Origin of the sequence: Planosporangium flavigriseum (genome assembly GCF_011947225.1) — a bacterium.
In the GTDB taxonomy this organism is placed as follows: domain Bacteria; phylum Actinomycetota; class Actinomycetes; order Mycobacteriales; family Micromonosporaceae; genus Planosporangium; species Planosporangium flavigriseum.
The window spans coordinates 26,749-50,543 of sequence record NZ_JAATVW010000011.1; the positions used below are offsets into that span (position 1 = coordinate 26,749).

The window sequence follows — 23,795 nt, forward strand, 5'->3', positions numbered from 1 at the left end:
GTGGCTCGGTGACCCGGTAGGCCGTCAGGTGACCGGTAGGCGTCAGTCGAGCGCGGGTGCGGGTGCGGCGTCGCCGTCGGCGATGGGCGCTGGCGCCGCGGTCGCTGGCGCGGCGGCCACCCGGTGCTCGGACGCGATGACGTGGTCCTTGCGGTGCTGCGCGGTGAAGTAGTAGAGGGCTCCGACGGCGAAGATCACGGCGATGACGATGACGCCACCCCAGGCGTAGACGCCCTCCCCGTAGATGAGCTCACGCGGCCAGATCAGGTTGATCGTCATGAACAGGCCGTACGCGACCGCGACGCCGTTGATCACGAGGCCCCGGCCTCGTCCCAGGGTGAAGAGCCCGGTGCGACCCCGGTCGGCCGGCCAGCCGCCCAGCCGGCGCCGGAACACCGGCAGGGTGACCATGAGGTACGCGATGTAGACGATGATGATGGCGACGCTGGTGACGAGGGTGAAGATCTTGGCGTTGCCGAGGTTCACCAGCAGGATGCCGATCGCGATCACGCCCGAGACGATGGACGGCGCCGCCGGCGAGTGCCGCTCCTCGGTGACGTGGGCGAGCCGCTCGCCGAAGGGCAGCCGGTGGTCGCGGGCCATCGAGAACGCCACGCGGATGGCCGCGGTCTGGATCGCGAGCGTGCAGACGAAGATCGCGAACGCCACGTCGACGAGCAGCAGCTTGCCGAGGGTGCTACCCAGGACGTCCTGCAGGATCATCGGTAGCCCGCCGGCGCTCAGGTCCTCGATCGACAGTGTCTTGGTGGACATCAGCGCGAGGATCAGCAGCAGCGCGCCCGCGGCGCCCGAGGCGGCCAGCGCCTGCAGGATCGCGATCGGCGTCCGCCGTCGCGGGTCCTTGGTCTCCTCGGCGAGCGAGGAGGCGGTGTCGAACCCGTACATGACGTACGCGGGCATGATCGCCGCTAACAGGATGGGCGCAAGCAGCCCGAGCGTGCCCCAGCCGGGCAGGCCGGGGCCGGCGCCCTGGGTCTCCAGGACCACCTGCGGTCCGCGGCGAATATGGACGGCCAGCAGGACGAGGATGAGGATGACGCCGACGAGTTCGGCGATGACGCCGACATTGTTGATCTTCGCCATCACCTTCACGCCGAGGACGTTGATGATGGTCGTAATAGCGATCGTGACGCTCGCGAGGAGGACGGCGTTGACGGCCGGGTTGTCGAAGACCTCGAACCCGCTCCAGATGGCCGGCAGGACGATCTGCTCCGCCATCGCCACGGCCGCGACCGAGACGATCGAGCCGACCAGCATCATCCAGCCCGCGAACCAGGCTCCGGCGCGACTCGACACCTGCTTGGACCACTGGTAGACCGACCCCGCGATCGGGTACCGGGCGCCGAGCTCACCGAACACGAGCGCCACGCAGAACTGGCCACCCAGCACGAGCAGCCACGCCCAGAACAGCAGCGGGCCGCCGAAGCCGTAGCCGAAGCCGAACAGCTGGAACATCCCGGTGAGGATCGAGATGTAGCTGAAGCCGGCGGCGAACGACGAGAAGCTGCCGAGGCTGCGGTTGAGTCTCTGTCTGTACCCGTGACTCGCAAGGTCGTCGCTATCGGCGGTCTGGGCGCCCCCGGATACAACGTGAATTCGCTCAGTCATTTCGGTTCCTCCACTATGGAGATGCAAGCCGAGGTGATTAGGGGATGCGCACGTACGGTGATGGAAGATGCGGGCGCCGGTCGCCGGCATCGGAGCGTTGGTCAGGCGGAGCGTTGGTCAGGCGGAGCGTTGGTCAGGCGGCGCGTTGGTCAGTCGGCGCGCTGGTCAGGCGGCGCGCTGCACTTCCTCGAGCAACTGGTCGAACCGGGCACTGCGGAAGATCGCCGTGGCCGACTCGTACTTCTCCATGCCCCAGCCCCAGAAGTCGAAGTCGATCGGGCTGGTCGCCTGCTGGATGGAGGCCCACAGGGTCCACCCGTACTTAGACATCAGACCCTGCAACTGCGCCCGCGCGAGCTTGTTGCGAAGGAAGCGGCCGTAGTACGCGGTGACCAGCGCCTCGAGCTGATCGAGGTCCAGGTGGCACTCGCTCCAGATGTTGCCCAGTTCGAAGCAGGCGTCGTTGTTGCCGGAGTACTCGTAGTCGATGAGCCAGATCTTGTCGCCGTCGTCGACGAAGTTCGCGGCCAGCAGGTCGTTGTTGCACGGCACCGTGCCTTCGTCCCGGACGGCGAGCGCCCGCCGGATGGCCGCGACCTGGGGCTCGAAGTCGGAGTAGCCGTCCGGCAACCGGTACCCGTTCTCCCGCACCACGGTGAGGTAGCCACGCTGGATGTCGAACATGTTGAAGTCGTTGACGAAGGCCGGTCCGGCGTGGAGCGTCCGGCATGCCTGCGCGACCCGCTCGATGTTGCCGGGCACGGCGAAGTCGTGGTCGGCGAACGTGTGCCCGTTGATGAAACCGACGACCATGACGTGCCTGTCCGGCAGGTGCGCGATGACGGGGGCGCCGACGCCGGCCTGGGCGGCGATGACCGAGTTGCGGTACTCGTAGTCCCGGTTGATCGCGAGCGCGCCCGTCTCCTCCGACGACACGCGGACGACGTAGCTACCTTCGTCGGTCGTGACCTTGTAGTTGCGGTTCGTCAGCCCACCCGACAGCTCTTCGACCCGCCTCGACCGGCCGCGGAGGACCGCTATCTCATCCATGATGGCGTCGGTCAGGGCGGGCGCGCCCGGCGCTTCTGCTGTCACCGCTTCGCTACTCATTCGGACATAACTCCTGGTCTGGAAGGTCGGGTCGCCGATGCGTGCGGCGATGGTTCAGGCGCGGATCCGGGTGCCCTTCGGGTCGTACATCGGACCGTTCTCGCGGCGCGCCGGGAACCGCTCGGTGGCGACGTCGACGATGAAGTCCGTTTCGTCGGCGAGTTCGATCGGCACGTACGCAGAGAAGATGGTTCGACCGACCGTGTGCCCGTAACCGGCGCTCTTGACGGTCGCCGCGAGCGGGCGGTTGGCGTGCGTGAGGAGTTCGCCGCCGTGCATGACGGCCTCGGGGTCGGCGGAGAACCAGCAGAGCTGCTGGGTGATGCCGTCCTCGCGGACCTGGCGGAGGACCGGACCGGCCAGCAGCTCCGGCTTGTCCGGCTTGACGGCGAAGCCGAGGCCGGCCTCGTATGGGTTCGTGTCCGACTTGATGTCGGTCGCCCACGCGAGGTACTGCTTCTCCAGGCGGAGCGACTCGACCGCCTTGTAGCCGACGTTGCGGATGCCGAACTCGGCACCGGCGGAGAGAATGCGCTCGTACAGGTCGAGCATGTACTCGGTCGGGACGTGGAACTCCCAGCCGAGTTCGCCGACGTAGGTGGCGCGCAGGGCGCGTACCGGCGCGTGACCGAGGTCGATGTGCTGCGCGGTCATGTACGGGAACGCCTCGTTGCTCAAGGAAGCCCAGGTGAGCTTCGCGGCGACGTCACGCGCCCGCGGCCCACAGACGTTCAGCACGCCGTAGGCGGACGTGACGTCACGGATGTAGACCGAGCCGTCGTCGGGCGCGTGCTGGAGCAGGAAGGTCAGGTCGTGCCGGCCGAACCCGCTGCCGGTGACGAAGTAGAACTCGTCCTCGGCCAGGCGCGTGATGGTGACGTCGGCTTCGATGCCACCGTTCGGGTTGAGCAGCTGGGTGTAGACGATCTTGCCGATCTTCACGTCCATGTTGGCGCCGGCGACCTTCTGCAGCAGCGCCAGCGCGCCGGGACCGAAGATCTCGTATTTTGAGAAGCTGCTCTGGTCGACGACGCCGACAGCCGTCCGGACGGCCTCGTGCTCGGCCGCGATGTACGGGAAGGCGTTGCTGCGCCCGAACGTCGGGGTCTCGACGCGCTCCTGGCCCTCCGGCGCGAACCAGTTGGCCCGCTCCCAGCCGAACTTGGTTCCGAAGACCGCACCGCGCTCGCGCAGGGCGCCATACAGGGCGCTGGTGCGCTGCCCGCGGGGCTTCTCCAGTTCCCGGTTGGGGTAGGAGATCTGGTAGTAGGTGCCGTAGGCCTCGATCGAACGCTTCTCGAGGTAGGCCGGCACGTTGTGTGGGCGGCCGAAGCGCCGGACGTCGAACGGCCACAGGTCCAGCCCCGGGTCGCCGTCGACGATCCAGTTCGCCATCGCCCAGCCGGCGCCTCCGCCGGCGGCGACGCCGGCCGAGAAGCCGCAGCAGTGGAACATGTTGTCGAGGTCTTCGGTGATGCCCATGAGCGGCTCGGCGTCGGGCGAGAAGGGGATGGGGCCGTTGACCCACGTCTGGATGCCCAGCTCGCCGAAGCGCGGGATGCGGTGAGCGGCGCCGTCGGCCAGCCCCTCGAACCGCTCGTAGTTCGGCGGGAACAGGTCCGGGCCGAGGTCGACCGGGATACGGCGCCACGGCGCCCGCGTCCCCTCTTCCCAGCCACCGATGACCAGGCCACCGGCCTCGGGCTTGAGGTAGAAGCGCGCATCGGGGTCGCGCATCGTCGGCAGGTCCCACGGAATGCCGTCGGCCTTCTCGGTCACGACGTACTGGTGCTCGACGGCGTTGACCGCGAGGTCCACGCCGGCCAGCCGCGCCGTCTCCGTACCCCACATGCCGGTCGCGTTGACGAGCGTGTCGCATTCAATGCGGCCCTGGCTGGTGACGACGGCGGTGATGCGGCGCCCGACCCGCTCGATGGACTCGACGCGGCAGTCCTGAATGATCTTGACGCCGGCCGCGCGGGCCCCGGTGGCGAAGGAGTGGGTGAGCTGGCTGGGGTCGACGTACCCGTCGCTGGGGATCCACGTCGCCCCGTACACGCCGTCGGTGTTGAGGAGCGGGAAGAGGTCGAGCGCCTCTTTCGGCGAGACGAGGTGGACGTCGAAGCCGAAGCTCTTGCCGGTCGTGGCGAGGCGCCTGATCTCCTCCCACCGGTCCGGACTGGAGGCGACGCGGATGCTGCCGACGCCACGCCAGCCGGTGGCGTACCCGGTCTTCTCCTCCAGGGTCTGGTACGTCTCCACGCTCTTCTGCATCAGCTGGGTGAGGCTGCTTGAACTGCGCAACTGTCCGACCAGCCCAGCCGCGTGCCAGGTGCTGCCGTCCGTCAACTTCCGGCGCTCGACGAGCGTCACGTCGGTGACGCCGCGCTGGGCCAGGTGGTAGGCGATGCTGCAGCCCACGACCCCGCCACCGATGATGACAATCCGGCTGCGTTCAGGCAGGGACATCAAAACCCTCTCGTCCGCGAGTGCATACCGCCCGGGCTGCGCATGCGGGACTCCGCACCGTGTAGTCCAGACCACATTTCCGTGTTGGCGGCGGACGTTACCAGCGGAAGTGGCCACGGAAAAGGTCTATACGGAAAGAAATCCCTGAGGGTGATTCGGTCTAGACAGTTTGCTCGTACGGGCGGTACTTTGTGGCCTCCACCACCACTTCCGATGAAAGCGAGACAGCGTGACCGCCGCGTCTGGCCGCATCACCGTCGACGAGTTGCGCAGCCTCGTCGAATCGGGAGCCATCGACAATGTGTCCATCGCCCTGACCGACATGCAAGGTCGACTCCAGGGCAAGCGCTGCTCCGCACGCTGGTTCCTCGACGAGGTCCTCCCCCACGGCGGCGAGGCCTGCAACTACCTGCTCGCCGTCGACGTCGACATGAACACCGTCGACGGCTACGAGCTCACGTCGTGGGAACGGGGCTACGGCGACTTCGTCCTCGTTCCCGACCTCGACACGCTCACCGTTCTGCCCTGGCAGGACCGGTCCGCCTTCGTCCACTGCGACGTGCGGTGGCCCGACGGCTCCCCCGTCGCGCCCGCGCCGAGGCAGGTACTCAAGCGGCAGGTGGAGCGCCTGGCCGAACGCGGCCTGGTCGCCTTCGCCGGCACCGAGCTGGAGTTCCTGCTCTTCGACACCCCGTACGCCGAGGCGTGGCGCCAGACCTACCGCGACCTGCGCCCCGCCAACCGCTACAACGTCGATTACTCGCTGTTCGGCGGTGCGGAGGTCGAGCCCGTCCTCGGCGCGATCCGCCGGGGCATGGAGGGCGCCGGACTGTACGTCGAGAATGTGAAGGGCGAGTGCAACCTGGGCCAGCACGAGATCGCGTTCCGCTACGACGAAGCGGTTCGCACCTGCGACGGCCACGTGCTGTACAAGACCGGCGCCAAGGAGATCGCTCACGCGCACGGACACAGCCTCACGTTCATGTCCAAGTTCGACGAGCGTGAGGGCAACTCGTGCCACATCCACCTCAGCCTTCGCTCCACCGACGGGGAGGCCGTCCTCGCCGGTGACCGCCCGCACGGCTTCTCCACGCTGATGGAGCACTTCCTCGCCGGCCAGCTCGCGGCCCTGCGGGAGCTGACGCTCCTGCTCGCACCGAACATCAACTCGTACAAGCGGTACGTGCCCGGAAGTTTCGCCCCGACCGCGGTGGCGTGGGGCCTCGACAACCGGACGTGCGCGCTGCGCGTCGTCGGGTCGGGCCACTCGCTCCGGTTCGAGAACCGGGTCCCCGGCGGCGACGTCAACCCGTACCTGGCCGTCGCCGCCCTCATCGCCGCCGGCCTGCACGGCATCGACCACGAGCTACCGCTCGAGGACGCCTTCACCGGCAATGCCTACCGCTCCGCCAAGCCGCGGGTACCGACCACGCTCGCCGAGGCGCGGGCCCTGTTCGCCGCGAGCGGTGTCGCCAAGGCGGCCTTCGGCGAAGAGGTCGTCGCGCACTACGTCAACTGCGCCGATGTCGAACTGACCGCGTTCAACGCCGCCGTGACCGACTGGGAGAGGGTCCGTGGATTCGAGCGTCTCTGAAGGTGGCACCGGTCCGCTCATCGGCCTGACCACGTACCGCGAGCGCGCCCAGAGCCTGGTCTGGGACACCGACTTCGCCCTGCTGCACCAGGCGTACGTCGACCTCGTCGTCGCCGCGGGTGGCACGGCGGTGCTCCTACCGCCGCAACCGGCGTCAGCGCCCCATGTCCTGCAACGGCTCGACGGCCTCGTGCTCACCGGCGGAGCGGACATCGAGCCGTCCCGGTACGGTCAGGCCTCGGGACCTCGTACCGGTGCTCCCCGTCGCGACCGTGACGAGTGGGAGCTGGCGCTGGCGCACGCCGCCCTCGACCTCAAACTGCCGGTGCTCGGCGTGTGCCGCGGCCTGCAGATGGTGAACGTGGCTCTCGGTGGCACCCTGGAGCAGCACGTGCCCGACCGCGTCGGACACGCCGGCCATCAGCCCGCTCCCGGCCAGTTCGGCCGTACGGACGTCCGTATCAAAGCGTCGAGCAGGCTCGCCGCGCTGGTCGGCGAGCAGGTGACCGTCCACTGCTACCACCACCAGTCGGTCGCCGTGCTGGCCCCGGCCTTGCGCGCCGTCGGCATCGCCGACGACGGAACGATCGAGGCCGTCGAGTCGCCGGAGGAACCATTCCTTTTCGCGGTGCAGTGGCACCCGGAGCAGGACCCCAACGACCGCCGTCTGTTTCAGGGCCTGGTCGACGCGGCGCGGCGTCGAATGACCGACGCGTAAAACAAGGAGCAGTCATATGACCGGCGAGTTCGACCTGATCGACCCGTCCACCGAAAAGCCGATCGGCTCCGTGCATCTGGCCTCGGTCGAGGAGACCGACGAAGCGATCGCCCGGGCCAAGGCGGCAGCGCCGTCCTGGGCAGCCGTCGCCCCCGGCGACCGGGCCCGCCTGCTGCGCCGGTTCGCCGACGCCGTCGACGCGGATATCGACTACCTGGCGGACCTGGAAGTTCGCAACGCCGGGCACACCATCGGCAACGCCCGCTGGGAGGCCGGCAACGTACGGGACGTCCTGAACTACTACTCGGCGGCGCCGGAGCGCCTGTCCGGCCGGCAGATCCCGGTACCCGGCGGCATCGACGTCACCTTCAAGGAACCGCTCGGTGTCGTGGGCGTGATCGCTCCGTGGAACTTCCCGATGCCGATCGCCGGGTGGGGCGTCGCGCCGGCCCTGGCCGCGGGGAACACGGTGGTGCTGAAACCCGCGGAGTTGACGCCGCTGACCGCGCTGCGCCTTGGCGAACTGGCGTTGCAGGCGGGGATCCCGGAGGGCGTGTTCCAGGTGGTGCCCGGCGCCGGGCCGGTGACCGGCGCGCGCCTGGTGTCGCACCCGGACGTACGCAAGATCGTGTTCACCGGCTCGACCGCCGTCGGAAAAACCATCCTTCGAGGGTGCGCCGAGCAGGTCAAGCGGGTGACCCTGGAGCTCGGCGGTAAGAACGCGAACATCGTCTTCGCGGACGCGGACCTCGAACGGGCGGCCGCGACCGCCCCGGACGGGGTGTTCGACAACTCCGGCCAGGACTGCTGCTCGCGGTCGCGCATCCTCGTCCAACGAAGCGTCTACGACCGGTTCATGGAGCTGCTCGAGCCCGCGGTGCAGGCCTACCGCGTCGGCGCACCGGCCGACCCCGACACCCAGATGGGGCCGCTGGTCTCGGCCGGCCACCGCGACAAGGTGGTTTCCTACCTGGACGACGTGCCCATCGCGTTCGCCGGCTCCGCGCCGAGCGGCGCCGGGTACTGGGTGCCGCCCACCGTGCTCGCGCCGATCGAGACCGCGGCGCGGCAGTGGCGGGACGAGATCTTCGGGCCCGTCGTCGCGGTCGTCCCGTTCGACGACGAAGCGGACGCGATTCGCCTCGCGAACGACACCGAGTACGGCCTTTCCGGGAGCATCTGGACCCGTGACCTCGGTCGGGCGATCCGGGTGAGCCGAGGCGTGCAGAGCGGAAACCTCTCCGTCAACTCGCACTCGTCCGTCCGCTACTGGACCCCGTTCGGCGGGTTCAAACAGTCGGGGCTCGGCCGCGAGCTGGGCCCCGACGCCGTCGACGCTTTCACTGAAGTCAAGAACGTTTTCATCGCAACGTAAGGAGTGACATGACCGCACGACTGCAGGGCCGGGTCGCCGTCATCACCGGCGGCGCCAGCGGTATCGGCCTGGCCTCGGCCAGGCGTCTGGCGCAGGAGGGCGCCAAGGTGGTGATCGGCGACCTCGACGAAGCCGCCGGCAAGGCCGCGGCCGAGGAGGTCGGCGGCCTTTTCGTCAGCGTCGACGTCACCAACCCCGACCAGGTGAACGCCCTGTTCGAGGCGGCGAACAGCACCTACGGGTCGGTGGACATCGCCTTCAACAACGCGGGCATCTCCCCTCCCGACGACGACTCGATCCTGGTCACCGGCCTGGACGCGTGGCGACGGGTCCAGGAGGTCAACCTGACCAGCGTCTACCTCTGCTGCAAGGCGGCCCTGCCGTACATGCAGCTGCAGGGGCGCGGTTCGATCATCAACACCGCCTCGTTCGTCGCGGTGATGGGCGCCGCCACCTCACAGATCTCTTACAGCGCGTCCAAGGGCGGCGTCCTGGCGATGTCGCGCGAGCTCGGCGTCGAGTTCGCCCGGCAGGGTATTCGGGTCAACGCCCTGTGCCCGGGGCCGGTGAACACTCCCCTGCTTCAGGAGCTGTTCGCAAAGGACCCGGAGCGCGCGGCCCGCCGCCTCGTACACGTGCCGCTCGGTCGGTTCGCCGAACCGGAGGAGATCGCCGCGGCGGTCGCCTTCCTCGCCAGCGACGACTCGTCGTTCATCACCGCGTCGACGTTCCTCGTGGACGGCGGCATCTCCGGCGCGTACGTGACACCGCTGTAGCCATCGGATTCCTAACGACTGGAGTTGCGCCGGCCATGAGCACATCAACCGGAACCGGCCCGGGTCTCGACTCGCGCGCGGTGAGCACCGTAGCGGCCTGGGCGGCCACGCCCGGGCGCGCCGTCATCTTCGACTTCAACGGCACGCTCTCCGATGACGAGCCGATCCTGCTCCGGCTCTACACGGAGATGTTTCGCGAACGTCTGCAATGGACGCTCTCGGAACGGCAGTACTACAACCGGCTGGCGGGGCTCAGCGACCGGGAGATCATCGACATCGTGGTCGAGGAGCTAGCCGGCGGTGACGAGAAGCTGGCCCGGGAGCTCCTCGCCGAGCGGCGTACCCGGTACTGCGACCTGGTGGAGCAGCAGTCACCGATCCTGCCGGCCACGGTGGACACCGTGCGCCGGCTCGTCGACCACGGCGTGCCGGTGGGCATCGTGACCGGCGCGCAGCGCATCGACGTCGAGTTCGTTCTCGCGCGAAGCCCGCTCGCCCACGTCTTCACGGTGATCGTGACCGAGGAGGACGTGACGCGCGGCAAACCGGACCCGGAGGGCTTCGAACTCGGCGCACGGCGGATGGGAGTCGACCCGGCCGCGGTACTCGCCTTCGAGGACTCCACTCACGGCGTCCGGGCCGCGCGGGGCGCTGGCATGCGCTGCATCGCGGTCGAGGGCACCCGGACCCGCGCGGAGCTCGAAGGCGACGCCGACGGCGTCGTGTCCGCCCTTACCCCCGAGTTGTTCGCGATCCTCCAGAAGGGCGGCGACTGACGTTGTTCAACGAGTCCCTCGCCCACGTCGACCCGGCCGTCGCCGCGGCGCCTACGACCGCACCCCCGAGCCCGCAGGAGCTCCCGCATGAAGATCGTCGTCCTCGTCAAGCATGTCCCGGAGGCCAGCGGCAACCGGGTCTTCTCCGAGTCTGACCACACGCTCGACCGCACCGTGTCCGGCCTGCTGTCCGAACTGGACGAGTACGCCGTCGAGCAGGCGCTCCGGGTGGCGGAGGCCGGCGGCGGCGAGGTGGTCGCGCTGACGGTGGGTCCGGGGGCGGCGACCGAAGCGGTGACCAAGGCGCTGCAGATGGGGGCCCACCGGGGCGTACACGTGGTCGACGACGCGGTGCACGGCTCCGACGCCCCGGCCACGTCACGCATCCTCGCCGCGGCGATCGCGCGGATCGGGGAGGTCGGTCTGGTCGTCACCGGCATCGCCTCGACGGACGCGGGCATGAGCGTGGTTCCGGCGATGGTCGCCGAGCGCCTCGGGCTTCCGCTGCTCGGTTCGACCGTGGAGTTCTCCCTCGCCGATGCCGGTGCGATCACCGCCCGCCGGGACATCGATGCGGCCACCGAGACGGTGGCCGCGCAGTTGCCGGCCATCGTGGCGGTGACCGATCGGAGCGGAGAGCCGCGCTACCCGAACTTCAAGAACATCACGGCTGCCAAGAAGAAGCCGATCGACACCTGGAACCTCGCTGACCTCGGCATCGCCGCCGAATCGGTCGGCTTGGTCGCGGCCCTCAGCAGCGTGGTCGCGGTGACGCAACGTCCGCCACGCACGAAGGGCGAAATCGTGATCGACAACGGCGACGCGGCTGAGCAGCTTGTCCAGTTCCTTGTCGGGAACCGTTTCGTCTGACCGCCCAGCCGCCACCAACCCTGATGCGGAGTTGTCATGCCTGAGGTCCTCGTCCTGATCGATCATGTTGACGGCGTCCCGCGCCGGTCATCATTGGAGCTGCTCACCCTCGCCCGCGGGCTGGGCGAACCGGTCGCCGTCTTTCTCGGCAACGGCTACTCGAACGCTCGCGAGGCGCTGGCCGAGTACGGTGCGACCACGATTTACCGCGACGACCGCGCCGAGTACGAGCAGTACGCGGTCGTCCCGAAGGTGGATGCGCTCGCTGCGGTCGCCGGCGCTGTACAGCCGGTCGCGGTGCTGATTCCGGCCACGGCCGAGGGTAAGGAGATCGCCGGGCGGCTCTCCGCGCGCAACGAGTGGGGACTGATCACCGACGCGATCGACGTACGGATCGCCGAGGGTCGCGTGGAGGCGACGCAGTCCGTGCTGGCGGGCAACTTCACCGTCGTCTCCACCGTTGCGGCCGGCGTTCCCATCATCACCGTGAAGGCCAGCGCCGTTGAGGCCACCCCGGCACCGGCCGAACCCGCCGAGGTGAGCGTCGATCCGGAGTTCAGCCCGCACGCTACCGCGGTTCGTATCACGGACCGGGCAGTGCGGGGAGCCACGGGGCGCCCGGACCTCAGCGAGGCAAAGATCATTGTCTCTGGGGGCCGCGGTACCGGCGGTGACTTCTCGCCCGTCGAGGCTCTTGCCGACGCCCTCGAAGCCGGTGTCGGCGCCTCGCGCGCCGCGGTCGACGCCGGCTGGTACCCACACTCGCAGCAGGTGGGTCAGACCGGCAAGACCGTGTCGCCGATGCTGTACATCGCCTGCGGCATCTCCGGAGCCATCCAGCACCGCGCCGGTATGCAGACCTCGAAGACCATCGTCGCCATCAACACCGACAAGGAGGCGCCGATCTTCGACCTGGCCGACTTCGGCGTCGTCGGCAACCTGTTCGACGTGGTCCCGGCGGTCACCGAGCGCATCCGCGCGCGCAAATCCGCCGGGTAAGCGGCGGCAACGGGATCGCGCGTTGTCTAGAACGCGTCGGGCGTGGTCATCCGCGCAGCGCGCGCGGCAGCGCCGATCCCGGTCTGCAGCGAGATACGCACGCGGTCCGGCCTGAACAGATCGCGTGCGAACTCGACCGCCAGGCCCGCCGACGTGAACGCCGTCCGCGTGATCAACATCAGCGGGCTGTTCGGTGCGACCGCGAGCAGCTCCGCCTCCTCAGGCCGGGCAATGACAGGTTCGAGAATCTCACTGGCGGTATGCGGTTCCTGCCCATAGCGTCGCGTGAACAGCTCGTAGATGGATCCGGTAAGCCGATGGCTCAGTAGGTCAGGAAACGGCTCGGACGGGAAGTACGCCCGTTCCAGGGCCAGCGGTTCACGTCGCGCGGTACGCACCCGGACGACCTCGTACACCGGCGATCCGCGGTTCACGGACAGCGCGTCGGCGACTGCCGCGCCCGCCGGAACCGTCCTCGCCGACACCATGCGGGCACCTGCCCGGACATTGGCGCGCCGCATCTGCTCGGTGAAGCCCGCCAAACCGGTCAGGTCGCACTCGATCCTCGGCTCGCTGACGAACGTGCCCCCTGACCGTCCGGTCTTTCGCACGACCGTTCCGAGCGACTCCAACGTCGCGAGGGCCTGGCGCAGCGTCATCCGGCTGACGCCGATCAGCGCGGCGAGCTCGTCCTCCCGCGGCAGACGATCACCGGGCACCAGATCACCGCGACCGATGACATCGGTGAGCCATCGCTCGATCTGCACATGCGCCGGAACACCGCTCTTGGCAGACAAGGGCGGCAGGCTCCGCAGCCACTCCGGCTGGCGCTCGATGGCCGTCACGACAACCGACTGTAGCCGACCGGACGAGCTCGATGGGACCATTGGCCGTCGAAGATCGTCAGGCCTCCTCGACCCGGTTCCGGCCGGCATCCTTCGCCCGGTACAGCGCATGGTCGGCCCGGGCGACCAGCTGGTCGAGGTCGTCGTCGACCGGGCCGAGCCGGGCCAGGCCGACGCTGACGGTCACCGGTACGGGGCCGCTGCGGGTGGGTACCGGCGACGCCGCCACCGCAGCGCGGATGCGCTCGGCCAGGTCCACGCCGCCGTCGAGATCCGGCAGTACGGCGACGAACTCCTCACCGCCGTACCGGCCGAGGACGTCGGAGTCCCGGACACTGGCGGCGACCCGGTTCGCGACCTCACGGATGACGTCGTCACCGGTCGCGTGCCCGTACGTGTCGTTGATGCCCTTGAACTTGTCGATGTCGAGCATCACCGCGCCCAGCGCCCGCCCGCTGCGCCGCGCCGCGGCGACCAGGGTGCCGGCGAGGGCGTAGAAGTGGCGACGGTTGGGGACGCCGGTCAGCTCGTCGGTGGTGGCCAGTTCCTGCACCCGGCTGAACAGCACCGCGTTGTCGTACGCGCTCATGCCCTGGCCGGCGAGGCCGGCGCAGATCACCGGGGCGCTGTCGTCGAACGTCTCCCCGCCGAGGATGACCACGCCGACCGGCCCGTCGCGGGCGATCAGCGGCACGACGAGCGCCGCCGGGTGCTCCCCCAACAGCGCGCGTACCGCCGTCGGCACGTCGTCGCCGGCGATGACGGTCGGGGTGTCCGCGGTGCACAGCGCCGCGAACGCGGCATCGGCGGCTGCGTCGACCTCCGGGCCGAGCGCCGTCGCGTCGACCGTTCCGGCGACCGCGACGCTGGTCAGCTTCTGCCCGCTGCCGTGCAGCAGGCAGCCGGCCCACGCCCCGGCCTGGCCGTACAGGGTGGTGAAAAGCTGGTTGAGCAGCTGCGCCGGGTCGAGAATCGCACTGAGTTCGGCCAGGCTCGCGCGCAGCGTCTCGGCGAGCTCCTGCTGCCGGCGCGTGGTACGGACCTCGACATCGAGCTGCGCCGCCCGGGCCGTCTCCAGCGACACGGCGACGTGGTGGGTGATCGCGCTCAGCACCTCCACGTCGTCCTCGGTGAACACGCCCCGCGCCACCCGGCTGTCGAGGTACACCACGCCGTGCAGAACGCCCTTGAGCTGGACCGGGGCCACCATGATGCTGCGCAGCCCGTGCGCCACCACGCTCTGCGAACCCAGCGCGGCGCCCTCGTCGGTGCCGGTCACGACCAGCGCCTCGCGGGTCTCGAGCACCCGGCGGACCAGGGTCGAGCCGTACCCGCTCGCCGCGTCGACGTCGTTGCCGGCCGCCGTGCGCCCCGCGAACGGCACCGGGTCGCCCTCGTCGTCGACGAGGAACATCAGCGCCCGCTCAGCGCCGAGGATCCGTAGCGTCTCGTCCAGTGCCACCTCGGCCAGCAGCTGCGGATCGAGCACGCTCGCGGCGGCCACGCTGACCTCCTGCAGCGCCTCCAGCCGGCGGTTGCGGTCACTACTGGAACTCCGGTCGGCCACCTGCGTGAAGCGCGCGACCGACGGGGCGTCGTCCACGCCGAACTCCACCCGTACCTGGCGGCGGCGGTGCTCCCAGCCGTACCTGACGGCCAGCACGTACGCGTTGCGCGCCTGCCGCTCGGCCTCCGCGGCGAGCCCGAACTGCCGGAAGGCGCGGGCCCGGATCCGGGCCACCTCGAACGACACCAGCGGGGCGTCCAGCGTCCGCGCCGCCCGGTCGACCCGGTCGATCAGGTCGATCGCCTTCTCCGCGTTGCCGCGCTGCTGCTCCAGCGCGGCAGCGGCGAGCTGGTGGGCCACTTTGAGCAGCGGGGTGGTGGTGACGCGGCCGAGATCGCGTACCGCGCGCTCGGCGACCGCGAGCCGGGCCGCCCGCTCGCCGTCCGGCGCCACCCGTAGCTGCGCCAGACGGCCGTGTGCCCGGTAGACGTAGAACCATTCGTGCTGCGGCATGAGGTCCGAACGGCGCAGTCCCAGCCCTTCGAACTCGGCGACGAGATCGTCGAACGGCGTACCGAACTCGCCCTGCTCGACGGCTGCCGACGCGGCCGCCGTCAGGATGTTGGCCCACTGCGCCGGCGTGCCCGCCCCGTCCGGGAACGCCGCGCGCAGCGATGCGAGCGCGGCCGCGGCCGCGGCATGCCGACCCTGCTGGGCGGGGACCATGACGCCGAGCATCGCGAACGTGGTGCCGCTGGCCTGGGTCGGCTCCGGCAGGTGGCGTAGTCCCTGCTCGTACGCCGTCTGCGCCTCGCGGGTGTAGCCGCGCAGCACCAGCCGGAGGCCGGCGACGGCCAACCCGGTGATGAACTGGGCCGGCTCCAGCCACCGGGTGTGCTGGGAGATCGCCTTGTCCCAGCCGATCCCGTCGTCGAAGCCGCCGAACAGCATCGCGATACTCCGCAGCCATTCGGCGTACGCGACCATCGCCGGGTCGCCGATCGCCTGCGCCGCCCGGTCGGCACGCGCGAACGCGCGCTCGGCGCGGCGGCGCTGCTTCAACAGGGCCGCGAGGTAGCCGAGCAGGGCGTGCACCTGGACGTACTGCGGGCAGGGGCCGAGCCGGTTCACCCCGTACAGGCCCCGCAGCGCGAAGATCGCCATCTCCTTCACGCGCAGGCCGACCGCGGCGGCGTAGGCGGCCGAGCCGAGCAGGGCAGCGGTGTTGGCAAGGTCTTCGCGCCGACGGCCACGGGCGGTACCGAAGCCGATGCGCAACCGGGCGACCAGCGTGCCCGCCAGCGCGAGGGCGAGGGTCGTCACGATGAGGGCAAGCTTGTTGCGCGGCAGCCCGTGGCCCAGCTCCGCGAGCCCCTGTCGCGCAGCAGCGACCGCCCGATCGTCCGACCAGGTGGTGTGGTGCAGTTCGACCATCGTTCGGTAGAGCTCGGCGCGCCGGTGCGGATCCCGCTCCCCCGCCAGCGCCGCCTCCAATGCGGACAGGGCCTCGCCCCACCGGCCGGCGCGAAGGTACGCCGTGGCGAGCGGGTGCAACAACTCGGCGGTGACGGCGTGACCACTGGCTTCGGCCGCGGTCCGCGCCTGCTCCAGGAACGCCACCGCGTCCTCGGGCACGTCGTCGACGAGCGCCTGCCGACCGGCGGCCAGCGCGCTGGCGCAGCCCGCCGCCGGGTCGGCGTCGGCACCGGCCTGGGCGTAGTGGCGGGCGACCGCGTAGACGTGGCCGGCGTCGCGCCCGTCCGCCGGCAGGTCGTCGAGGCCGGCGGCGACGGCCGCGTGCAACCGCCGCAGCGCCGTCTCGGGCACGCCGTCCAGCAGCGCGTCCCGGATGCTCGGGTGGATGAAGCCGTACCGGCCGTCCTCCCGGGGCTCGACCAGCCGGCGGGTGACCGCCACGTCGAGAGCGGCGGCGAACTCGTCGGTGGTCAGATCGCAGGCAGCGGTGGCGACCTCCAGCCGGAAACGGTTACCGACCACGGCTGCGGTCACGAGCAGGTCGCGGGCGGGGGCCGGCAGGCCGTCGAGCCGCGAGACGACCAGTTCGCCGAGGTCCCGCGAAAGATGCAGGCCGTCGAGCCCGGCCTCGTCGAGGCGCCAGGTACCCCACACCGGAACCAGCAGCCCGGCGTCGACCAACTGTCGCAGGTACTCGACGCTCGCCAGCGGCAGTCCACCCGTACGGGCGGCCACGTGTGACACGAGATCCGGCGGCACGGTGGCGCCCGGCAGCCGGGACGCAACCAGGGCGCTCGTACCGGCCTGGTCCAGCGGCCCGGCGACAATCTCGGTATCGACCGCGTCGCCCAGGTGGGTCTCCTCGGCTCCGTCCAGATAGGTCACTACGACCAGCAGCGGCGCGTCGGACAGCTCCGGCGCCAGCAGTTCGAGCACCCGGCGGGACGACGCGTCGAGCCACTGGGCGTCGTCGACCTCCAGCACCCCGCTGCCGTACTGGCCGGCCAACTCCGCCAGGAACACGGCCACGGCGGTGAAGAGCCGGTCGTCCCGGCCGTCGGCCGGCGGACCGGGCCGGTCGGCGAGGATCGCCGCCACCGCCGGCGAGAGATTGCCGATCAGGCCGGTGCCGGCGACGTCCGCGGCGCGGCGTAATCGCGCGTACGCCTCGGTGCGCCGCTCGTCGGGCAGGTCGGCTACCCGCGCGAGGTGCGCGTCAACCGCCGCGCGTACCGCGGCCAGCGGCAGTTCCTCGTCCTTCACCGCTCGGGTACGCAGGACGAGGCTGGTTTCGTCGGTGGCTGCGGCGACCGCGACCTCGGCGGCGAGCCGGCTGCGGCCACCGCCGGCCGGGCCACGAACCACCGCGACGCCACCGTGGCCGTTCCGCGCCCGTTCCCAGCGAGCCAGCAGCGCCTCCCGCTCAGCGGGCCGCCCGCACAGTGGCCACTCGCTGCCCGCACCGTCGGCCCGTCCCAGCGCCGCCAGCAGCGCCGTCGCGCTCGGGTACCGGTCGTCCGGGTCCTTGGCGAGCAGCCGCATGACCACGGCGGCGAAGGCCGGGTCGACGTCGGGCCGTGACGCCCGCGGATCCGGCACCGGGGCCACGGCGTGCATCCGCAGCAGCTCGCCCACGTCCTCGGCGACGTACGGTGGGTTTCCGGTGAGGCACTCGAACAGGACGGCGCCCAGCGAGTACAGGTCCGACCGGGCGTCGACCGGGCGCTTGAGCATGCCGGTCTGCTCGGGCGCGCCGTACGCGAAGGTGCCGACCGCGGTGTCTTCGGCGACCGGGCTCCGCCCGATGGCCGCCAGACCGAAGTCGATGAGCACCGCCGGCCGACCGGGCGGCACCATGATGTTCTGGGGCTTGATGTCCCGGTGCACCAGTCCGGTACGGTGCGCGGCTACGAGGGCCTCGGCCAGCTCACCGGCGAGCGTCTTCACCCGGTCGAGCGGCAGCCCGCCCTTGACCAGCTCAGCGGCGAGCGAACCGCCGTCGATCAGCTCGGTGACCAGGGCGGGACCGTCCTCGTAGCGTCCGGCGGCGTGGGCGCGCACCACTCCCGGGTGGTCGACGCAGGCGAGCAGGCCGGCCTCGCGGCAGAAGGACGTCAAAACGTCCGTGTCATTGGCTGTTACGGTACGCAGCCGCTTGAGCGCGTAGGTACGGTCACCGCGGCGGGCCCGGTGCACCGTCGTATAGACGCTACGCCCGATCTCCGCCTCAACCGCGAAGTCGGTCAACTCCGCCGGGTCCGAGCCACGGCCCAGCGGGTGCGTGCCTCTGTCCACCTCGACCACCCGTCGTCTAGAACTGGTACATCTGATATATCGACACTTCGTGCAAGCTTTTGAGGGCTTCGCTCAGCTTGGATGCGGACCCGCCGATGCGGACGCCATGACCAGGCTCCACGCCGGCATCGGTACCAGCGCCCTGGAAGACGCCGGAACCGCCGGCCGCGCTGCGGCTACCGCCACTCTCGCCGGCGCGCGCTGCTGGATGGCGGCTGGGGCTGGCGGACAGCCGGCGCCCTGAACCGCTGATCGAAGTGCATCGACCGTTCACCGCTCGGCACGGTCCGCACGCCGCCAGTTCGATGATCGGCAATTGATTGCCCGGCAGGTGAACTGTTAGCAATGTGCCAGATCACAAACTGACAGTGATCCCGCGGCAGCGAGTCGTTACAGGCGGCCGGCCGGAGGCAGGAGCGCGGATCCGCGCAGCCCATCCACTGATCGATGGCCGTAGAGCATTCCCACAGGAGGGATGCGGAATGAGACAGCGAAATTGGCACCGGCTTCGGGCCGCGACCGTTGCGGTCCTGTGCGTTCTGGGCGGGGGTTACGCGCTCGCGTCGAGCGCCGATCCCGCGGCCGCCACGGATGCGGGCGGACGCCAGTCACAGTCCGAGAAATGTCGCTACACCCGGCAGAGCAGCGCGGCGCCGATGCGGGACGGTACGACGCTGCGGGCCGACGTGTACAGGCCACTGACCGACGCCAAAGTGCCGGTCATCCTGATGCGGCTGCCCTACGACAAGGACGGCGCCGAGCAACGGGCGGAGACCTACGAACGCCCGGAGTTCTACGCTCAACACTGCTATCTGGTGGTGATTCAGGATGTCCGCGGCCAGTACAAGTCGCCCGGTGAGTGGTATCCGTTCAAGCACGAGATGACGGACGGCTACGACAGCGTCGAATGGGCGGCCGCCCTGCCCGGCTCGAACGGCAAGGTCGGCATGTACGGGTACTCCTACGTCGGCGCGACCCAGTGGCTGGCTGCCACCCAGACACCGCCGCACCTGGTCACGATCATCCCCACACACACCGGATCCGACTACTACGACGGCTGGACCTACCAGAATGGTGCGCTCTCCCTCGCGTTCGCCGAATCCTGGCCGTTGAGTTCGATCGGCAAGTCGTACGCCGAACAGCGCGGCGACTGGCAGTTGTCGGCGGAGATGGAGCGCAACCTCGGCCAGCTGAACGACACGTGGTACAGCCACCTGCCGTTGAAGACCTTCCCACCGCTGCACCCGGGCGACCCGGAGGTCGCGCCGTACTTCTTCGACTGGCTCAACCACCCCACCTACGACGCGTACTGGCAGCAGTGGGCGCCGAAGGAGCGGTACGACAAGGTCAAGGTGCCGGTGCTGAACATCGCCGGCTGGTACGACTCGTTCCTCACCGGCGGGATCGAGAACTTCACCGGGATGAAGGCGCGCGGCGGTTCCCAGCTGGCTCGCGCCAACCAGCAACTGGTGATCGGGCCCTGGATCCACTCCAACTGGACCCGGTACCAGCCGAACGTCATCAACCCGCTGATGGATTACGGACCGGCGGCCGACAACCCCGTCGACGAGCTCCAGCTCGGCTGGTTCGACCACTGGCTCAAGGGCAAGCGCAACCAGGTCAGCCAGGACCCCGCCGTGCGGCTGTTCGTGATGGGCGCCAACCGGTGGCTACGGGCCGGCAACTGGCCGGTACCCGGCACCGAGTACCGCGACTACTACCTCGCCTCCCAAGGCCAGGCGAACTCCGCCAGCGGAAACGGTCGACTCGAACGTGCCGCCTCCAGCGGGAAGGGCGCTGCCACCGACTCGTACCGTTACGACCCCAAAAATCCCGTACCGAGCGCTGGCGGACACGCCTGCTGCGGGCCGCCGACCACCCCCATGGGGCCGGCTGAGCAGAGCGCCGTCGAAGCACGTAACGACGTGCTGGTCTACACCACCGAGAAACTGCAGCGCGACCTGGTGGTCGCTGGACCGGTCTCGGTCCGACTGTTCGCCTCGTCGTCGGCAGTGGATACCGACTTCACCGCGAAACTGGTCGACGTCCAGCCCGACGGCCGTACGATGATCCTCAACGACGGCATCGTCCGAGCCAGCTACCGCGACTCGCTGACCAACCCGTCTCCGATCACCCCCGGCAAGATCTACCAGTACGACATCGAGGTCTGGCCGACGGCGAACATGTTCAAGGCAGGGCACCAGATCCGGCTGGAAATCTCGTCCTCCAGCTTCCCCGCCTACGACCGGAACCCCAACACCGGCGAGGCTTTCGGCACGTCGGCGAACACCAAGGTCGCCGACCAGGTCATCTACCACGACCCGCAGCACCCGTCCGCGCTGCGGCTGCCGGTCCTACCGGCAGGGGCAATCACGTGGGACCGCATGTCGACTGATTGAGCCCGCGTACTCAGGTAGCCTGGCCTGCCGCGGCCACCTCGACCTGTCGACGGGCAAAACCGGCGAATAAACGATCGCGCCGGCCATCACCGCAGCTCATCCCCGGTGATGGCCGGCGCGGAACGCCGGTGGGGCGGGCCTCGATGCCCGCCCCACAAACTCAGGATGCCCGCCCCACAAACTCAGAAGGCGCCGTACACGACCTTCCCACCGATGACCGTCGCCTCGGTGACCATCTCGTCCAGCCGCTCGGCCGGCATCGCGTACGGGTCTTCCGCCAGGACCGCGAAGTCGGCGAACTTGCCGGCCTCCAGCGACCCCTTCTCGTGCTCCTGCTTCGTCGCGTACGCGGAGTCGATCGTGAACGAGGCGAGGGCGTCGTCGAGGCTGACCGCTTCCTCCGGCGAGATGAGCACACCGTTCTTGTTCTCCCGGACCAGCATGCACTTCATCACGAACCAGGGGTTGCACGTGAAGGGCTGGGCGCCGGCGGTGTCCGAGTTGCCGGGGATGCGGCCGGTCACCTCCTTGAGGGTCCGCGCGGCGTACTTGGTGACGCCGGGCGGGAGCCGCTTGGCCGGGTCGTCGGGCTCGGACATGATGAACCCGATGTTCGGGGCCGCGATGCCGCCCGCGTCGACGAGCCGTCGCAGCCGGCTCATCTCGTACATCTCGTTGGCGAAGTGCTCGATGCGCGAGCGGTGGTCGACCCCCGGGTTGGCGAGCGCGGCCTGTTCGATGGCGCTCACCGCGACCTCCTGGGCGAGGTCGCCGATCGCGTGGACCCACATCTGCAGGCCGTTGGCCGCCGCCTCGGACACCTCCTCGGCCAGCCGCTGGGGCGTACGGGTGAGCAGGCCCCACTCCAGCGCGGGCGACGACATCAGCGACGAGCGCAGCGCGCCGTCGCGGCCGCCGTCGACGAAGATCTTGATCGCCGCCAGCCGGAGCCGGTCGTCGCCGAACCCGCTCTGAAAGCCCAGCGCCGCGAACTCGGTCGCGTTGATCAGCGGCTGGTGCCCCGGCGCCGCGGTCAGGGCGAGCCCCATCCGCGGGATGGTGCCGGTCTCCGCCAGTTCCTGGTAGATGCTCAGGCCGGTCGGGCTGGCAACGATCTCGTTGACCGTCGTGACGCCGTTGGCGAGGAACAGCGAGGTGAGCGTCTCGACGATGGCCGGCTTCACCGCGTCGCGCAGCGCCGGCCGCCAGTTGAGCAGGTCCCAGCCCTCTTCGATGAGGCCGGTCGGCTCGCCCGACGAGTCGCGCTGGATCCGGGATCCGGGCGGCGCGATGGTGCTCCGGGTGATACCGCTGACCGCCAACGCGAGCGAGTTGAGCTGGCACTTGTGCATCGACCAGCGGACCGCGACCGGGTGCGCGGACGTGGCCGCGTCGAGCGCCTGCCGGTCGGGCAGCACCTGGCCGAACGTGCCCTGCAGGACGATCCACTCCCCCGGCGCCGTCTGCGCCGCGAGTTCCTTGATGGTCTGCAGGACCTCCTCGACCGACCGGCCACGCACGTCGGTCCAGATGTGGCGCGAGTAGCTGGTCAGCTCGACGTGGGTGTGCCCGTCGATGAAGCCCGGGACGACCGTACGGCCACGCAGGTCCACGACCTGCGTGCCGTCGTGCCGGGCGGCGAGAACCTCGGAGTCGGTGCCCACCAGGAGCACCCGCCCGTCGCGGACGGCGAGCGCCGTCGCGGTGTCCCGGGACGGGGACATGGTGATCACCCGCCCGCCGGTCAGGACGAGGTCCGCCCCGCGGGTACGAACGTCGGGCATCAGGCGTCGGCCTTGTCCATCAGGTTGCCCGGCAGCGGCGCCTCGGTGCCGCCCCGCCAGTAGAACTCCCACTTGCGGGCGGTGAGGGGGACCTTCGACAGCTTGTTGAACAGGCGCGAGCGGACCGGCGCGAGCGCGGTCGGCCACTTGTACCCGGCGATGTCGTAGGCGGTCGTGAGCCGCTGCACCATGTTGATGCGCGGCCGGGCGATCCGCTCCCACTCCTGCAGGCCCTGCGCGATGTCGCTGGTCTGGGACAGGACCTCAGCCATCTGCCACGCCGACACGATGGCGACACCCGCGCCCTGGCCGAAGTTCGGCGGCTGCGCGTGCGCCGCGTCGCCGATGATCGCGGTCCGGCCGGCGACCCAGCTCTTGCAGGTGATGACGGGGTGGGCGTGGTGGACGCCGTCGGTCACCCGGTCGAAGACGTGCTTGAGGTGCGGGAACTGCTGCGTCCAGTACTCCTTGTCCAGCGGCAGCGCCTTGACGCGGGGCTCGCGCTCGGGGCCGATGATGAAGCAGTACGTCAGGTCCTTGCTGCAGGGCACGACGCCGATCCGGTGCTGCCCCGACCAGTACTCGGTGCTGTAGGGCTCCTCCTCGCGGGGGATCACGACGCGGGTGGCGCCGTCGCCGAGCAGCCGGTTGGTCTTGGTGAGCCCCAGCGACTCCCGGACCTTGGAGTGGACACCGTCGGCACCGATGACGAGGTCGGCGGTGACCGCCTCGCCGCCCTCCAGGAACAGCGCACCGTCGCGGGACGCCCCGATGACCTTCTTCCCGGTGATCAGCTCCGCGCCGCCGGCGAGGGCGGCGTCGCGCAGCGAGCCGTGCACCTCTTCGCGGAGGACGACGATGAGCCGCTCCTTGTCGAGCGGACGGCCGACGATGATCTTGCCCGTCTCGTCGACGATCCGGGCCGACTTGATCCGCACGCCGCTGTTCGCGATCCGCTCCCCCAGACCCAGCGCGTCGAAGACGGGGAGGCTGTTCTCCTTCAGGTAGATGCCCGCCCCGAACTCACGCGGGTCCTCGGACCTTTCGTAGATACGGACGTCGAATCCGTGCCGGGTGAGCGCCGCCGCAGCCGCGAAGCCTGCGATACCGGCACCGGCTATGGCAACCGTCTTCCTGCTCATTGTTTGCCCATCTCCATTGACTAGCGGGGTA

15 protein-coding genes are annotated in these 23,795 nt (G+C 69.8%); 8 read left to right on the top strand and 7 right to left on the bottom strand.

Annotation, left to right across the window (positions count from 1 at the left end; all coding sequences use genetic code 11):
* Positions 1 to 42: 42 nt before the first annotated feature.
* From HC028_RS16285 to HC028_RS16295, 3 genes are all read right to left on the bottom strand, one after another.
* Positions 43 to 1,629: an APC family permease gene (locus HC028_RS16285; protein WP_168078187.1), complete on the bottom strand. Its 1,587-nt coding sequence runs from the start codon at positions 1,627 to 1,629 to the stop codon at positions 43 to 45.
* A 165-nt stretch (positions 1,630 to 1,794) separates the two neighbouring features.
* The gene (locus HC028_RS16290; protein ID WP_168078188.1) at positions 1,795 to 2,739 is read right to left on the bottom strand and encodes a phosphotransferase; all 945 of its coding nucleotides are present in this window, start codon (positions 2,737 to 2,739) and stop codon (positions 1,795 to 1,797) included.
* A 54-nt stretch (positions 2,740 to 2,793) separates the two neighbouring features.
* Positions 2,794 to 5,208, bottom strand: coding sequence for a GcvT family protein (locus HC028_RS16295; protein WP_168078189.1), 2,415 nt, complete (start codon positions 5,206 to 5,208; stop codon positions 2,794 to 2,796).
* 229 nt (positions 5,209 to 5,437) lie between these two features.
* Between HC028_RS16295 and HC028_RS16300 the strand changes: the two genes are divergently transcribed.
* The 7 genes from HC028_RS16300 (at position 5,438) to HC028_RS16330 (ending at position 12,316) form a co-directional block, all read left to right on the top strand.
* Complete coding sequence (locus HC028_RS16300) at positions 5,438 to 6,802, top strand: glutamine synthetase family protein (RefSeq protein WP_239075580.1); 1,365 nt, start codon at positions 5,438 to 5,440, stop codon at positions 6,800 to 6,802.
* Positions 6,783 to 7,520, top strand: a complete 738-nt coding sequence (locus HC028_RS16305; protein WP_168078190.1) for a gamma-glutamyl-gamma-aminobutyrate hydrolase family protein — start codon at positions 6,783 to 6,785, stop codon at positions 7,518 to 7,520. The genes HC028_RS16300 and HC028_RS16305 overlap by 20 nt, the downstream gene beginning before the upstream one ends.
* Positions 7,521 to 7,536: 16 nt before the next feature.
* Positions 7,537 to 8,895: an aldehyde dehydrogenase family protein gene (locus HC028_RS16310; protein WP_168078191.1), complete on the top strand. Its 1,359-nt coding sequence runs from the start codon at positions 7,537 to 7,539 to the stop codon at positions 8,893 to 8,895.
* Between the two features lie 8 nt (positions 8,896 to 8,903).
* Entirely contained in the window at positions 8,904 to 9,671 is a 768-nt protein-coding gene (locus tag HC028_RS16315) for a 3-oxoacyl-ACP reductase (RefSeq protein ID WP_168078192.1), read from the top strand.
* A gap of 35 nt (positions 9,672 to 9,706) precedes the next feature.
* Entirely contained in the window at positions 9,707 to 10,447 is a 741-nt protein-coding gene (locus HC028_RS16320; RefSeq protein ID WP_168078193.1) for an HAD family hydrolase, read from the top strand.
* Between the two features lie 87 nt (positions 10,448 to 10,534).
* Positions 10,535 to 11,317 carry an electron transfer flavoprotein subunit beta/FixA family protein gene (locus tag HC028_RS16325; RefSeq protein ID WP_168078194.1) on the top strand — a complete coding sequence of 261 codons (783 nt, stop codon included), beginning with the start codon at positions 10,535 to 10,537 and terminating at the stop codon, positions 11,315 to 11,317.
* Between the two features lie 36 nt (positions 11,318 to 11,353).
* Positions 11,354 to 12,316 carry an electron transfer flavoprotein subunit alpha/FixB family protein gene (locus HC028_RS16330; RefSeq protein ID WP_168078195.1) on the top strand — a complete coding sequence of 321 codons (963 nt, stop codon included), beginning with the start codon at positions 11,354 to 11,356 and terminating at the stop codon, positions 12,314 to 12,316.
* 26 nt (positions 12,317 to 12,342) lie between these two features.
* On the opposite strand, the gene HC028_RS16335 is transcribed toward HC028_RS16330, so the two are convergent.
* Both HC028_RS16335 and HC028_RS16340 read right to left on the bottom strand, forming a co-directional pair.
* The gene (locus HC028_RS16335; protein ID WP_168078196.1) at positions 12,343 to 13,161 is read right to left on the bottom strand and encodes a GntR family transcriptional regulator; all 819 of its coding nucleotides are present in this window, start codon (positions 13,159 to 13,161) and stop codon (positions 12,343 to 12,345) included.
* Between the two features lie 58 nt (positions 13,162 to 13,219).
* The gene (locus tag HC028_RS16340) at positions 13,220 to 18,439 is read right to left on the bottom strand and encodes a diguanylate cyclase (RefSeq protein ID WP_239075581.1); all 5,220 of its coding nucleotides are present in this window, start codon (positions 18,437 to 18,439) and stop codon (positions 13,220 to 13,222) included.
* A 482-nt stretch (positions 18,440 to 18,921) separates the two neighbouring features.
* Here HC028_RS16340 and HC028_RS16345 point away from each other — a divergent pair, with 482 nt between their 5' ends.
* Positions 18,922 to 20,838 (top strand): CocE/NonD family hydrolase, encoded by a 1,917-nt coding sequence (locus tag HC028_RS16345; RefSeq protein WP_203981431.1) that lies wholly within the window; start codon positions 18,922 to 18,924, stop codon positions 20,836 to 20,838.
* A gap of 182 nt (positions 20,839 to 21,020) precedes the next feature.
* On the opposite strand, the gene HC028_RS16350 is transcribed toward HC028_RS16345, so the two are convergent.
* Entirely contained in the window at positions 21,021 to 22,622 is a 1,602-nt protein-coding gene (locus HC028_RS16350) for an amidohydrolase (protein WP_168078197.1), read from the bottom strand.
* Positions 22,622 to 23,764: an FAD-dependent oxidoreductase gene (locus tag HC028_RS16355; RefSeq protein ID WP_168078198.1), complete on the bottom strand. Its 1,143-nt coding sequence runs from the start codon at positions 23,762 to 23,764 to the stop codon at positions 22,622 to 22,624. Before HC028_RS16355 ends, HC028_RS16350 begins: the two co-directional genes overlap by 1 nt.
* Positions 23,765 to 23,795 lie beyond the last annotated feature (31 nt).